The sequence below is a fragment of the Citrobacter amalonaticus genome (genome assembly GCF_018323885.1).
Classification (GTDB): Bacteria; Pseudomonadota; Gammaproteobacteria; order Enterobacterales; family Enterobacteriaceae; genus Citrobacter_A; species Citrobacter_A amalonaticus.
Map to the genome: position 1 here is coordinate 3507813 of NZ_AP024585.1, position 13118 is coordinate 3520930.

Sequence of the window (13118 nt, forward strand, 5' to 3'; positions counted from 1 at the left end):
AAATGAGGTCATCCCTCAATTATTCAAGGTTATTGACCTGAATTATGTGAAAAGAAAATTACACGTACCGGATCGTCTTGATTCTTTAGGTTATATCAGCCAAATAAAACTTGCCATACGCCCCGTGGTCTTGTCGCGACGATAAGAGAAGAAAGTCTCATTTTCACTAAAAGTACAGCGGTCGCCGCCATAAATTTGCTCAACGCCGACATTTGCCAGGCGCTGACGGGCAAGCTGATAAATATTCGCCAGATATTTTTCGCCGTGAGGCTCAAAGGCTTCATGCGCATTAGTCTCTTTGGCGATAAACGCCTCGCGCACCTCAGGTCCGACTTCAAACGCCGCAGGACCAATCGCCGGGCCTAACCAGGCAAGAATATTTTCAGGCTTATCAGCAAAGCAGGCCACCGTCTCTTCCAGTACGCCTTCACATAATCCACGCCAGCCCGCATGGGCTGCCGCTACCTCCGTTCCTGCCCAATTACAAAAGAGTACGGGCAGACAGTCTGCCGTCATTACCGCACAAACGGTACCCGGCGTATTACTGTATGACGCATCCGCCCGTTTAGAGGCGTAAGGCTCGCCGGTCAGCTTCAGGACGTCTTTTCCATGCACCTGTTCCAGCCAGACCGGTTTTGAAGGCAGATTGCCCGCAGCAAACAGGCGTTTGCGGTTCTCTTCGACATGCTCCGGGTTATCGCCACAGTGGGCGCCCAGGTTTAAGGCATCATACGGCGGCAAACTCACACCACCGGTACGGGTCGAACTGCAGGCCGCCACACCGTTCGGCAGAGGCCACTGCGGGACAATAAGCTCACTCATAGCCAGGCCACATCATCCTTATGCTCTTCGAAATCCGCACGCATCGCGTCAATCAGTTCTACCATATCCTGTGGGATCGGCGCATGCCATTCCATTTCGATACCGGAAATCGGGTGATACAGACGCAGCATGGTGGCATGTAGCGCTTGACGGTCGAATTTACGCAATGTCGAGATAAATGCCTCCGACGCGCCTTTCGGCGGACGCGGACGGCCACCGTATACCTGATCGCCCACCAGCGGATGGGTAATATGCGCCATATGCACGCGGATCTGGTGCGTACGTCCGGTCTCCAGACGCAAGCGCAGACGCGTGTGCACACGGAAGTGTTCCATGATGCGATAGTGCGTGACCGCTGGTTTACCCATCGGATGCACCGCCATATGAGTACGCTTCGTCGGGTGACGGCTGATAGGTTCTTCCACCGTGCCGCCAGCCGTCATATGACCGATCGCTACCGCTTCGTATTCACGGGTAATCTCACGCAGTTGCAGCGCTTCCACCAGCCGCGTTTGCGCCGGAACGGTTTTCGCAACCACCATCAGCCCGGTGGTGTCTTTATCCAGGCGATGGACAATACCTGCGCGTGGAACATCAGCAATTGGCGGATAATAATGCAGTAATGCATTCAGAACCGTGCCGTCCGGGTTGCCCGCGCCAGGATGAACAACCAGATCGCGTGGCTTGTTGATAACAATGATGTCATCATCTTCATAAACGATATCCAGTGGGATATCCTGAGGCTCGAAGCGGATTTCTTCATCGATTTCAGCATCGATGGCGATCCGTTCTCCGCCTAACACTTTTTCTTTTGGTTTGTCGCAAAGTTTACCGTTGACCAGCACGCGCCGATCAAGAATCCAATCTTTTATGCGCGATCGCGAATAATCAGGGAACATTTCGGCCAAAGCTTGATCTAAGCGTTGACCGAGTTGATTTTCGGATACCGTTGCGGTGAGTTGTACTCGTTGTGCCATATACAGCTTCTTCGTTTAACGTTGGGTTTTACGGCTTTGCCGTTTAATATAGTGTGCTATTGTAGCTGGTCTTAACCGGGAGCAGGAACAGAGAATCTCCCGTAAAACATTTTGAGGAAAGTCAAAACGTCATGACGCGCATGAAATATCTGGTGGCAGCAGCCACGTTGAGCCTGTTTTTGGCGGGTTGCTCTGGTTCAAAGGAAGAGGTGCCCGATAATCCGCCTAATGAAATCTACGCGACTGCTCAGCAAAAGCTGCAGGACGGTAACTGGAAACAGGCAATAACGCAATTGGAAGCGTTGGATAACCGCTATCCATTTGGTCCTTATTCTCAGCAGGTGCAGTTAGATCTCATCTACGCCTACTACAAAAACGCCGATCTGCCGCTTGCTCAGGCTGCCATCGATCGTTTTATCCGCCTGAATCCAACTCATCCTAACATTGATTATGTCATGTATATGCGTGGCCTGACCAATATGGCGTTAGATGACAGCGCATTACAAGGGTTCTTTGGTGTTGATCGTAGCGACCGTGACCCTCAGCATGCGCGAGCTGCGTTCAATGACTTTTCGAAACTGGTTCGCGGTTATCCGAACAGCCAGTACACCACCGACGCCACCAAACGTCTGGTGTTCCTGAAAGATCGTCTGGCGAAATATGAGTACTCCGTTGCGGATTATTACACTCAGCGCGGTGCATGGGTTGCCGTGGTTAACCGTGTAGAAGGTATGCTGCGCGACTTCCCGGATACGCAGGCAACGCGTGATGCCCTGCCATTGATGGAAAATGCCTATCGCGAAATGCAGATGACGGCGCAGGCTGACAAAGTGGCGAAGATTATCGCCGCTAACAGCAGCAACACCTGATCGATTTTCAGATGCAAAAACGGCAGCGCGAGCTGCCGTTTTTTTATCCGTTTCGCGTCGTGGCGCTGATGACTTTTGCGTGACGCAACTCATCAAATATGGCCTGCTTTCTGGCTTTCCTCAAGTTAAAAATCACCTCTTCCTGCGATAACTCACAAAAAGGTACCCTTGACAAAAAGTGACAAAATAATGTGATTTAAATCACACATTTTGACATTAGGAACGGTATGCTGGAATCACCAAGACGGGAAAGACAAGAGGTAAAATTTATGACAATGAACATTACCAGTAAACAAATGGAAATTACTCCGGCAATTCGCCAACATGTCGCAGACCGTCTCGCCAAACTTGAAAAATGGCAAACCCATCTCATTAATCCACATATCATTCTGTCCAAGGAGCCACAGGGTTTCATTGCTGATGCCACCATCAATACACCGAACGGACATCTGGTCGCCAGCGCAAAACACGAAGATATGTATACCGCTATTAACGATTTGATCAACAAGCTGGAACGGCAGCTCAATAAAGTGCAGCACAAAGGCGAAGCCCGTCGTGCAACAACTTCAGTAAAAGACGCCAACTTCGTCGAAGCAGAAGAAGAGTAGTCCCTTACATTGAGTGTATCGCCAACGCGCCTTCGGGCGCGTTTTTTGTTGACAGGGTGAAAACAGTACGGGTACTTTACTGACATCACTTAAGGAAACTGATATGAAACACACTCCGTTCTTCTTCGCATTCTTTTTTACCTTCCCCTGAATGGGAGGCTTTCGTCGTGTGAAAAAGAATGCGAAGACGAACAATAAGGCCTCCCACACCGGGGGGCCTTTTTTATTGATAACAATAAAGGCAACACTATGACATCGGAAAACCCATTACTGGCGCTGCGCGATAAAATCAGCGCGCTGGATGCAAAATTACTGGCGTTACTGGCCGAGCGACGTGGGCTGGCAGTTGAAGTCGGCAAAGCCAAGCTCGAATCCCATCGCCCGGTACGGGATATCGACCGCGAGCGCGATCTCCTGGACAGATTGATTACGCTTGGCAAAGCCCATCATCTGGATGCGCACTACATCACCCGCCTTTTTCAACTCATCATCGAAGACTCCGTTCTCACCCAGCAGGCGCTGCTCCAGCAACATCTTAATAAGATCAACCCGCATTCTGCGCGCGTGGCGTTCCTGGGACCAAAAGGCTCTTACTCGCATCTTGCGGCACGCCAGTACGCTGCCCGTCACTTTGAGCAGTTTATTGAGAGCGGTTGTACAAAGTTTGCCGATATCTTTAATCAGGTTGAAACCGGCCAGGCCGATTACGCAGTTGTACCGATTGAAAACACCAGCTCGGGTGGAATTAACGATGTCTACGATCTGCTCCAGCACACCAGTCTCTCCATTGTGGGTGAGATGACGGTGACTATCGATCACTGCGTGCTGGTTTCCGGTACCACGGACCTCGACACCATTGAGACGGTATACAGCCACCCGCAGCCGTTCCAGCAGTGCAGCAAGTTCCTCAGTCGTTATCCGCACTGGAAAATTGAGTACACCGAAAGCACATCCGCCGCAATGGAAAAGGTCGCTCAGGCGAACTCTCCGCACGTTGCTGCGCTCGGAAGCGAAGCCGGTGGCGTGCTGCATGGTTTACAGGTTCTTGAACGTATCGAGGCGAATCAGACGCAAAATATCACGCGTTTCATCGTGCTGGCGCGTAAAGCAATCAATGTTTCTGACCAGGTGCCAGCCAAAACAACGCTGCTGATGGCGACAGGACAACAGGCGGGCGCGCTGGTGGAAGCGCTACTGGTGATGCGTAACCACAATCTGATCATGACCAAACTGGAATCCCGCCCCATACACGGCAATCCGTGGGAAGAGATGTTTTATCTCGACATCCAGGCCAATCTGGAATCCCCACAGATGCAGAAGGCGCTCAAGGAGTTGGGCGAGATTACTCGCTCCATGAAGGTGTTGGGTTGCTATCCCAGTGAGAACGTGGTGCCAGTCGATCCGAGCTAACGTGCAACAAGGCCGGAGGGCGTATGCCTGTCCGGCCTGTTGTTTATGTTGCATAGGCTGGATAAGGCACTTTAGCGGCGCTATCCGGCATAATCCTGCCATTACTGTCGACTGTCATTCGCCTGGCGTAACAGCGTACGACTTTCGCTCTGGAAGCGCTTCGCGTAGTCACCGAACCAGTGCTCCACTTTGCGGAAGCTGTCGATAAACGCCTGTTTATCTCCCTGCTCCAGCAAACTGATCGCTTCGCCAAAACGTTTGTAATAGCGCTTAATCAGTGCCAGATTGCTCTCCGACGACATAATGATATCGGCGTAAAGCTGTGGGTCCTGAGCAAACAGCCGCCCCACCATCGCCAGTTCAAGGCGATAAATCGGAGAAGAGAGCGCCAGCAACTGTTCAAGCTGCACGTTTTCTTCTGCCAGATGTAGACCATAAGCAAAGGTCGCAAAGTGACGAAGCGCCTGAATGAACGCCATGTTCTGATCGTGCTCGACGGCGCTAATACGGTGCAGCCGCGCGCCCCAGACCTGAATCTGCTCCAGGAACCACTGATAAGCTTCCGGATGACGTCCATCGCACCAGACCACCACCTGCTTTGCCAGGCTGCCGCTGTCCGGGCCAAACATCGGGTGCAGACCGAGTACCGGCCCGTCGTGCGCCGCCAGCATTGCCTGTAAAGGACCGTTTTTCACCGACGCCAGATCGACCAGGATACAGTCGGCGGGCAACGGCGGTAATTTTGCGATCACCTGTTCCGTCAGATGGATCGGGACACTCACGATCACCATGCCGGCATCCGCGACGATCTCCTGCGCGCGATCCCAGTCATGCTGTTCGAGGATCCGCACCTGATAACCCGACAGGGTGAGCATTTTCTCGAACAACCGTCCCATCTGACCGCCACCGCCGACAATCACCACCGGGCGCAGCGAAGGACACAGCGTCTTAAACCCTTTATCGTTCTCACTGGAATAGGATTCACGCATCACTCGACGCAGTACGTCTTCAATCAGATCTGGCGGTACGCCGAGCGCTTCCGCTTCGGCTCGGCGCGAAGCCAGCATTGAGGCTTCGCGTTCCGGTACATAAATCGGCAGGCCAAAGCGGCTTTTGACTTCCCCGACCTCTGCCACCAGTTCCAGACGGCGCGCCAGCAAATCCAGCAGCGCCTTGTCTACTTCATCAATTTGATCGCGCAACGCGGTCAATTCAGCAACCATAACGAACCTCTTAAGCCTGGCGCGCCGCCAACTGGCCGTTCAAGTCTTTGTTAATTTCACGCAGTAACGCGTCCGTCATTTCCCAACTGATGCAGGCATCGGTAACGGACACGCCGTACTTCATTTCGCTGCGCGGTTGCTCGGAGGACTGGTTGCCTTCGTGAATATTACTTTCAATCATCAGGCCGATGATTGAGCGGTTGCCATCTTTAATTTGCGCAACCACCGACTCCGCCACGGCAGGCTGACGACGGTAATCTTTATTGGAGTTACCATGACTGCAATCTACCATCAGTGACGGCCGCAGTCCCGCCTGCTCCATCTCTTTTTCGCACTGGGCGACATCTGCCGGGCTGTAGTTAGGCGCTTTGCCGCCGCGCAGGATCACATGCCCGTCCGGGTTGCCCTGGGTTTGCAACAGCGCAACCTGACCTGCCTGGTTAATACCGACAAAACGGTGCGATTGCGCCGCCGCGCGCATGGCGTTGATCGCCGTCGCCAGGCTGCCGTCGGTGCCGTTTTTGAAGCCCACCGGCATCGACAGACCCGATGCCATTTCACGGTGCGTTTGCGATTCCGTGGTACGCGCGCCAATCGCAGACCAGCTAAACAGATCGCCCAGGTACTGCGGGCTGTTCGGATCCAGCGCTTCCGTCGCCAGCGGCAGTCCCATATTGACCAGTTCAAGCAGCAGTTGACGCGCAATTTTCAGACCTGCTTCAACGTCAAAAGAGCCATCCATATGAGGATCGTTAATTAACCCTTTCCAGCCAACGGTAGTACGGGGTTTTTCAAAATAGACGCGCATCACCAGATAGAGGCTATCGCTGACCTCTGCGGCAAGGGCTTTAAATCGACGAGCATATTCCAGGGCCGTTTCAGGATCGTGAATGGAGCACGGACCGCACACCACTAACAGACGCGGATCGCGACCGGCAATGATGTTAGAAATGGTTTTGCGGGACTGGGCGATTTGCGCCTCTTGCGCCAGGCTCAGCGGGAATTCCGCTTTAAGTTGTTCCGGGGTCATCAGAACCTGTTCGTCGGTAATATGTACGTTGTTAAGCGCGTCTTTTTGCATGATGGCGATCCTGTTTTAGCTCGTTTGCGATAGTTTTCCTCAGTGAGGATGACGTAACGATAACACAACGAGTAAAGATATCAATCCAAAATACGTAAACATTGCGTTACAGAATCGACATTTGTTCGATTTAAAGCCCATCATATCGTACATAATAATTTACACACATTTATTGTACGGTCCGCTATGCTTTGAAAAACAGGAGAACGAGCAATGACGAAAAGAGTCAGTATCGCAGTCATTTTTCTGCTTAGTGGCTGCCAGATCGATCCTTACACCCACGCGCCAACATGGACCAGTACCAACTGGTATGACGCCGGTATCGAAGATGCAATTTCCGGCGTTGCGGTTAAAGATAATGAAACGCTGGCCGATAGCTTTAACGACCCGGAGGTGGATCGTTCGCAATACCTCAACGGTTATGCAGAAGGTCAGCGTAAAACCTGTCAGCAAAATTTTGTCTATGCCAGAGGCGTAACGGGGAAAACCTTCCCTGCCAGTTGCGATACCGTAGAAAATGCCAGCCAGTTGCGTGAAGCATGGCAACAAGGTGCCGATGAAAATGCTGGCTCAATACGTCTGAATTAATATTTAGTCAGATTTAGCTTAAGGCGTATACGTTAATCTACAAGGTATAATGACGCTCCGCAAAAATAATGTTATTTTGCTTTAAACAAAACATGGATGTATTTTGATGACTGATAAAAGATGCTGGTGAGGAAATCGTTATGTCCGCTTCTCACCGATGCCTGATGCTGCTGGTGCTCTTACTGGCAGGATCGCCAGTTTTTGCAAATGACATCCCTGATGCGGCGAAGAACGTTCGCACCATGGTCTCTGGCATTGTCAGCTATACGCGCTGGCCTGCCCTCTCAGGGCCACCCAGACTGTGTATTTTCTCGTCTTCCCGGTTCGTCAACGTCCTGGGAGACAGCAGTGATACGTCGCTGCCTTATCAACCTGTTATTATTTACACCGAACAAGAAGCATTAACTGCGCGTTGTGATGGTGTTTATTTCGGCAGCGAATCTCCCACTGCTCAGGTTGAATTAGCGAATAAATATCCGTCTAAGGCGTTGTTATTAATTGCAGAACAGAATGCCGAATGCATTATTGGCAGCACCTTTTGTCTGATTATTAACAATAATGATGTCAGATTCGCCGTTAATCTGGATTCCTTGTCACGCAGTGGCGTAAGAGTCAATCCGGATGTATTGATGCTCGCACGGAATAATAAAAATGGATAAGGATCTTTCCCTAACCCCCCGTCCCACATTTAAGCGAGCGTTGCGACGCATCAACATCACCAGCGTGATCGTGACCATGACGTTGATCTGGCTGCTGCTATGTGTGGCCTCGGTGCTGACGTTAAAACAGTATGCGCAAAGGAACCTCGAGCTCACGGCGGCGACAATGACCCATAGTCTGGAAGCTGCGCTGGTATTCGCCGATGATGCCGCCGCTGCAGAAACGCTGGCCGCGCTCGGCCACCAGGGGCAATTTTCCGCCGCTGAGGTTCGCGACAATAATCAGAATGTCATTGCCTCCTGGCGCTACAACGCGCTGGAGAACGACGATAAGCTAGGGGATTTTATTAGTCACTGGCTCTTTCCCTTCCCCGTCGCCCAGCCCGTCTGGCACAGTGGTGAAATTATCGGTGAAGTTCGACTTACCGCACGCGACAGCTTAATCAGCCACTTCATCTGGCTTTCTCTGGCGGTACTTACCGGGTCGATTCTGCTGGCCTCCGGTATTGCCATTTTGCTGACGCGTCACCTGCACCGTGGTGTGGTTGAGGCGCTGCAAAATATCACCGAGGTGGTGCACGATGTGCGTACCAACCGTAACTTCTCCCGCCGCGTCTCTGAAGAGCGGATTGAAGAGTTCCACAACTTTGCCCAGGACTTCAACAGCCTGCTGGATGAAATGGAAGAGTGGCAGCTGCGTTTGCAGGCCAAAAATGCACAATTATTGCGAACGGCGCTGCACGATCCGCTGACCGGGCTGGCAAACCGGGCGGCGTTCCGGAGCAGCATCAGCGCCCTGATGAACGACAATTCAGCCCGTAGCAGCTCAGCGCTTCTGTTTCTTGATGGCGATAACTTCAAATTTATAAATGATACCTGGGGACATGCCGCAGGCGATCGCGTGCTGATTGAAGTCGCCAGACGACTGGCTGAATTTGGCGGCAACCGCCATATTCCTTATCGCCTCGGCGGAGATGAGTTTGCCGTCGTGCTTTACGGCGTCCATTCAGACTATGAAGTCCAGCGAATCAGCGCCGCGCTGTCACAAGAGTTTAATCGTCCTTTTGACCTGCATAACGGACATTTAGTCAGTATGACACTGAGTATGGGTTACGCGCTGACCTGGGAGCACGCTTCCGCCGAGAAATTACAAGAACTGGCCGATCGTAATATGTATCAGGCTAAACATCAGCGCGCTGTGCGCTCGATAAAATAAAAAAGGAATGCACACATGCTTAAGCGTCTTTTATCTCCATTCATTCTTGCCACGCTACTGCTGGCAGGCTGTCAGGCTCCACAGGGCAAATTCACCCCTGAGCAGATAGCAGCCATGCAATCGTACGGATTTACTGAATCCGCAGGAGACTGGTCCCTGGGGCTTTCCGACACTATCCTGTTTGATAAGAATGACTACAAACTGCGTGCGGAAAGCCAGCAGCAGATTCAGTCGATGGCCGCTCGTCTGGCTTCAGTCGGTCTGAATCATGCGCGTATGGATGGGCATACCGATAACTATGGCGAGGACAGCTACAATGAGGCGTTATCACTCAAGCGCGCCAATGTCGTGGCGGACGCGTGGTCAGAAGGTGCGAAGATTCCGCGCACCAATCTGACCACTCAGGGATTAGGGAAAAAATACCCCATCGCCAGCAACCAGTCGGCGAAAGGTCGCGCTGAAAACCGCCGTGTCGCCGTGGTCATCAGCACGCCTTAGTTCTCAGTCGGCTGGCTGCACGATTCCCGCGCGTGACGCGTGAACCCAGCGCAGCCAGTCGACCAGCATAAACAGCAGCAGACTCCCCCCCAGCACCGGCATTGCCAGTCCGAGCGTCATCGCCAGTAACCCAACACCTGTACGCCCCCAAACGCTCAACATGAGCCAGCTTTGAACCAGCGTCTGCGCCGGACTGGCTGATGGGCCCGCAGGACGGCGAATCCACCACAGCCGATAACCAATCACGATCATCAGGCAAAGGCCAACGCCAAAACCGATCAGCAGTAATTGGTTCGGCAATCCCAGCAGAATGCCCATATGAAAATCGACGCCCCAGCGCGTCAACTTCGCCATCAGCGGGAAGTCGGCAAATCGGGTATGGTCAGTCACCTGAAGCGTCGTCGGGTCAACGGCAACGGCATCAACCTGCGTAGGCCATCGGCGATCGATTTCCGTTACCGTCCACCCGTGCTGCGCATCCTTCGGCGGACGAATTTCCATCCGAAGCGCATTGAGGCCAGCCGTCTGCGCAGTTTGTAATACGGTATCGAACTGACGGATATTCACCTGAACCGCAGGCATCTCCCTGCCGCCATGGTGGCCTGCGTGCTCATCATGAAGCGGGCGAGCACCATGAAGTTGAGCGTTAAGCTGTGGCGTCAGCCAGCCAAACGCGGTGCGCATTTTATCCACATTGCCGCCTGCCCACTGCGACCAGGTCAGTCCGGTTGCTGAAAACAGCAGCATTCCGACTAACAACAGCCATCCCAGCGTAACGTGCAAGCGACGGTGGTTTTGAACCGGATTGTTCAACCGGCGCCGGGGTCGCGTTACTGACCAGAGTGTAATACCGCCCAGCGCCGCCACCCACATCCAGGATGCCGCCAGTTCACTGTAGAGACGCCCGACCTCCCCCAACAATAGCGAACGGTGGGCATAATCAATCCACTGCCGCAGCGGCAGGATACCGCTGGTGCCGTACACCGGCATATCGCCTTTCACGGCCAGGGTTACCGGATCGATAAAAATGGCCCGATGTTCAGAAGCCGCCAGCGCAGGGTCGGCAAACATGACGCGCGTTGTATCGCCCGGCTCCAGTCCAGGGCGGACGGCGTGCAGGCGCAGGTGCCCACCGGTCACCTGCTGCGCGATCGCAACCTGTGCCGCCAGCAATTGCGGCTCTCCCTGCGTCGTCCCGTTAAGTGCCTGAGCGTAAATGGCCTCTTCCAGTTGCGGCGTCGCCACATACAACGTGCCGGTCAGTGCGGCAACAAAGATAAATGGCCCGACAAACAGGCCGATATAGAAATGAAGGCGTCGCAGCAGGGTTATCCATGCCGCGCGCGGTGTGCAGGTTGTCATACTTTTCCTCAGAAAAAGCAAAAGAGTATCGTGACGCTTATGCGTCAATCTTATTTTCAGTAACAGGAAAGTGAGGACCTGCGCGGCGGCGCGCGCGTATCAGGATACAGCCAGGGGAAGAAATACCAGTGTTTTACCGTCGGACGAGTGGGTTGACATTGCACTCTGAGCAGAACGCCGCAGAGCAGAATCATCATCGCCAGGATAAGCCCTGGAACATGAGCCAGTAATACACAATAGCCACAGGCTTCGCCGTGATCGACAGGTATCGGAATGGAAGGAGAATCACCGTGATGCCCGGTGTGCTTCGCCATCGAACTCATCTCATGATGCATACCCGGCATCGCGCTCATTGGATCTTTTTGCAGTGCAACGGAGATTAGCGGGGCAATGACAATCAGCAGGATCGCAAACAACGCGAGACATGCCGCGTGCCGCTGAAAACCTGACTGACGAAATTTACCGTTATTCACTGTCCCTCCCGCAGAGAACGAGGGGCATTGTAAATGATTTATGAACTGAAGGTTAACGTTGTGAGTGTTACGGAGATAAAAAAGGGCCAGCCAACTGGCCAGCCCCTCTAACAGGATGTCGCCTGAGCGATATCTTAGTTAAGACGCTCTTTGATACGAGCTGCCTTACCAGTACGCTCACGCAGGTAGTACAGTTTAGCTTTACGAACGGCACCACGACGTTTAACAGCAATGCTGTCAACAACCGGAGAGTGAGTCTGGAAGACACGCTCAACGCCTTCGCCGTTGGAAATTTTACGAACAGTGAATGCAGAGTGCAGACCGCGGTTACGAATAGCGATAACCACGCCCTCGAATGCCTGCAGACGTTTTTTGGAACCTTCAACAACCCATACTTTCACTTCCACGGTATCACCCGGACGGAAGGAAGGTACGTCCTGCTTCATCTGCTCTTGTTCAAGTTGCTTAATAATGTTGCTCATAATTTAATCTCTTATCCTGGGTAAACTGATAATCGGGGGCTTACGCCATCCCATCATGTTTATGTTGCTGTTGCGCGTGTTCCGTTTTGAACTCCGCCAGCAACCTTGCTTGCTCTTCAGTCAGAGCCAGGTTTTCCAGAAGTTCAGGTCTTCTAAGCCAGGTGCGACCCAGCGACTGTTTCAAGCGCCAGCGACGTATCTCAGCATGGTTTCCTGACAGTAACACTGCCGGGACGTCCATCTCTTCTAACACTTCAGGTCGGGTATAGTGCGGGCAGTCCAGCAATCCATCCGCAAAGGAATCTTCCGTTGCCGATGCCTCATGACCCAGAACCCCCGGAATAAACCGGGAAACGGAGTCAATCAGTACCATTGCCGGTAACTCGCCACCGCTGAGAACGTAATCGCCGATTGACCATTCTTCGTCAATTTCGGTTTGGATCACGCGCTCATCTATGCCTTCGTAGCGACCACAGACCAGAATCAGCTTTTGATTCGTAGCCAGTTCGCTGACGCCTGCTTGATCAAGCTTGCGTCCCTGAGGTGACAGATAAATCACCTTAGCGCCTTCACCCGCCGCGCTTTTTGCTGCATGAATGGCATCCCGTAAGGGTTGAACCATCATTAACATCCCCGGTCCGCCGCCGTAAGGACGATCGTCCACGGTACGGTGCCGGTCATGCGTGAAGTCACGAGGACTCCAGCTCTGGATGTTCAGCAGGCCATTTTTAACAGCCCGGCCAGTTACCCCGTAATCGGTAATTGCACGAAACATTTCTGGAAACAGGCTAACGATACCTATAAACACAAGCCAATCCCCATCACGCCGTCATTTACCGCTTATCCGGTG

At 52.8% G+C, this 13118-nt stretch carries 16 protein-coding genes and 1 other annotated feature; of the genes, 8 read left to right on the top strand and 8 right to left on the bottom strand.

What is annotated here, in order from left to right; translation table 11 throughout:
* Positions 1-90 precede the first annotated feature (90 nt).
* Both yfiH and rluD read right to left on the bottom strand, forming a co-directional pair.
* Positions 91-822, bottom strand: a complete 732-nt coding sequence (yfiH, locus tag KI228_RS16640; RefSeq protein ID WP_141227631.1) for a purine nucleoside phosphorylase YfiH — start codon at positions 820-822, stop codon at positions 91-93.
* A complete protein-coding gene (gene rluD, locus KI228_RS16645; protein ID WP_061069710.1) occupies positions 819-1799 on the bottom strand; it encodes a 23S rRNA pseudouridine(1911/1915/1917) synthase RluD in 981 nt (326 codons plus the stop codon). The genes yfiH and rluD overlap by 4 nt, the downstream gene beginning before the upstream one ends.
* A 131-nt stretch (positions 1800-1930) precedes the next feature.
* Here rluD and bamD point away from each other — a divergent pair, with 131 nt between their 5' ends.
* From bamD to pheA, 4 genes are all read left to right on the top strand, one after another.
* Positions 1931-2668, top strand: coding sequence for an outer membrane protein assembly factor BamD (bamD, locus tag KI228_RS16650; protein ID WP_044255229.1), 738 nt, complete (start codon positions 1931-1933; stop codon positions 2666-2668).
* Positions 2669-2937: 269 nt separating this feature from the next.
* The gene (gene raiA, locus KI228_RS16655; protein ID WP_003031244.1) at positions 2938-3276 is read left to right on the top strand and encodes a ribosome-associated translation inhibitor RaiA; all 339 of its coding nucleotides are present in this window, start codon (positions 2938-2940) and stop codon (positions 3274-3276) included.
* Between the two features lie 102 nt (positions 3277-3378).
* Positions 3379-3503, top strand: a sequence feature (Phe leader region).
* Positions 3380-3427: a pheA operon leader peptide PheL gene (gene pheL / locus KI228_RS16660; RefSeq protein WP_001386991.1), complete on the top strand. Its 48-nt coding sequence runs from the start codon at positions 3380-3382 to the stop codon at positions 3425-3427. (Overlaps the previous feature by 48 nt.)
* A gap of 22 nt (positions 3504-3525) precedes the next feature.
* The gene (pheA, locus tag KI228_RS16665) at positions 3526-4686 is read left to right on the top strand and encodes a bifunctional chorismate mutase/prephenate dehydratase (RefSeq protein ID WP_042999698.1); all 1161 of its coding nucleotides are present in this window, start codon (positions 3526-3528) and stop codon (positions 4684-4686) included.
* 101 nt (positions 4687-4787) lie between these two features.
* Here the strand turns inward: pheA and tyrA are convergent, their stop codons facing one another.
* Positions 4788-5909: a bifunctional chorismate mutase/prephenate dehydrogenase gene (gene tyrA / locus KI228_RS16670; RefSeq protein WP_061069709.1), complete on the bottom strand. Its 1122-nt coding sequence runs from the start codon at positions 5907-5909 to the stop codon at positions 4788-4790.
* Between the two features lie 10 nt (positions 5910-5919).
* Positions 5920-6990, bottom strand: a complete 1071-nt coding sequence (aroF, locus tag KI228_RS16675; RefSeq protein ID WP_042999696.1) for a 3-deoxy-7-phosphoheptulonate synthase AroF — start codon at positions 6988-6990, stop codon at positions 5920-5922.
* A 213-nt stretch (positions 6991-7203) separates the two neighbouring features.
* On the opposite strand from aroF, the gene KI228_RS16680 reads away from it, so the two are divergent.
* The 4 genes from KI228_RS16680 (at position 7204) to KI228_RS16695 (ending at position 9951) form a co-directional block, all read left to right on the top strand.
* On the top strand, positions 7204-7578 hold the full coding sequence (locus KI228_RS16680) for a DUF2799 domain-containing protein (RefSeq protein WP_061069708.1): 375 nt from the start codon (positions 7204-7206) through the stop codon (positions 7576-7578).
* 140 nt (positions 7579-7718) lie between these two features.
* On the top strand, positions 7719-8237 hold the full coding sequence (yfiR, locus tag KI228_RS16685) for a regulatory sequestration protein YfiR (protein ID WP_044255216.1): 519 nt from the start codon (positions 7719-7721) through the stop codon (positions 8235-8237).
* Complete coding sequence (dgcN, locus tag KI228_RS16690; protein ID WP_141227632.1) at positions 8230-9453, top strand: diguanylate cyclase DgcN/YfiN; 1224 nt, start codon at positions 8230-8232, stop codon at positions 9451-9453. The genes yfiR and dgcN overlap by 8 nt, the downstream gene beginning before the upstream one ends.
* A gap of 15 nt (positions 9454-9468) precedes the next feature.
* Positions 9469-9951: an OmpA family protein gene (locus tag KI228_RS16695; protein WP_042999692.1), complete on the top strand. Its 483-nt coding sequence runs from the start codon at positions 9469-9471 to the stop codon at positions 9949-9951.
* 3 nt (positions 9952-9954) lie between these two features.
* On the opposite strand, the gene KI228_RS16700 is transcribed toward KI228_RS16695, so the two are convergent.
* From KI228_RS16700 to trmD, 4 genes are all read right to left on the bottom strand, one after another.
* Complete coding sequence (locus KI228_RS16700) at positions 9955-11313, bottom strand: PepSY-associated TM helix domain-containing protein (RefSeq protein ID WP_200016016.1); 1359 nt, start codon at positions 11311-11313, stop codon at positions 9955-9957.
* A 56-nt stretch (positions 11314-11369) separates the two neighbouring features.
* On the bottom strand, positions 11370-11786 hold the full coding sequence (locus KI228_RS16705) for a DUF2946 domain-containing protein (protein WP_042999690.1): 417 nt from the start codon (positions 11784-11786) through the stop codon (positions 11370-11372).
* A 134-nt stretch (positions 11787-11920) separates the two neighbouring features.
* Positions 11921-12268, bottom strand: a complete 348-nt coding sequence (rplS, locus tag KI228_RS16710; protein ID WP_012134695.1) for a 50S ribosomal protein L19 — start codon at positions 12266-12268, stop codon at positions 11921-11923.
* 40 nt (positions 12269-12308) lie between these two features.
* Positions 12309-13076 (bottom strand): tRNA (guanosine(37)-N1)-methyltransferase TrmD, encoded by a 768-nt coding sequence (trmD, locus tag KI228_RS16715; RefSeq protein WP_042999689.1) that lies wholly within the window; start codon positions 13074-13076, stop codon positions 12309-12311.
* Positions 13077-13118: the final 42 nt, after the last annotated feature.

What these genes read in the sequence shown, in the direction of transcription:
- yfiH (WP_141227631.1), bottom strand. Translation starts at nt 822, where the DNA reads ATGAGTGAGCTTATTGTCCCGCAGTGGCCTCTGCCGAACGGTGTGGCG.
- rluD (WP_061069710.1), bottom strand. Translation starts at nt 1,799, where the DNA reads ATGGCACAACGAGTACAACTCACCGCAACGGTATCCGAAAATCAACTC.
- bamD (WP_044255229.1), top strand. Translation starts at nt 1,931, where the DNA reads ATGACGCGCATGAAATATCTGGTGGCAGCAGCCACGTTGAGCCTGTTT.
- raiA (WP_003031244.1), top strand. Translation starts at nt 2,938, where the DNA reads ATGACAATGAACATTACCAGTAAACAAATGGAAATTACTCCGGCAATT.
- pheA (WP_042999698.1), top strand. Translation starts at nt 3,526, where the DNA reads ATGACATCGGAAAACCCATTACTGGCGCTGCGCGATAAAATCAGCGCG.
- tyrA (WP_061069709.1), bottom strand. Translation starts at nt 5,909, where the DNA reads ATGGTTGCTGAATTGACCGCGTTGCGCGATCAAATTGATGAAGTAGAC.
- aroF (WP_042999696.1), bottom strand. Translation starts at nt 6,990, where the DNA reads ATGCAAAAAGACGCGCTTAACAACGTACATATTACCGACGAACAGGTT.
- KI228_RS16680 (WP_061069708.1), top strand. Translation starts at nt 7,204, where the DNA reads ATGACGAAAAGAGTCAGTATCGCAGTCATTTTTCTGCTTAGTGGCTGC.
- yfiR (WP_044255216.1), top strand. Translation starts at nt 7,719, where the DNA reads ATGTCCGCTTCTCACCGATGCCTGATGCTGCTGGTGCTCTTACTGGCA.
- dgcN (WP_141227632.1), top strand. Translation starts at nt 8,230, where the DNA reads ATGGATAAGGATCTTTCCCTAACCCCCCGTCCCACATTTAAGCGAGCG.
- KI228_RS16695 (WP_042999692.1), top strand. Translation starts at nt 9,469, where the DNA reads ATGCTTAAGCGTCTTTTATCTCCATTCATTCTTGCCACGCTACTGCTG.
- KI228_RS16700 (WP_200016016.1), bottom strand. Translation starts at nt 11,313, where the DNA reads ATGACAACCTGCACACCGCGCGCGGCATGGATAACCCTGCTGCGACGC.
- rplS (WP_012134695.1), bottom strand. Translation starts at nt 12,268, where the DNA reads ATGAGCAACATTATTAAGCAACTTGAACAAGAGCAGATGAAGCAGGAC.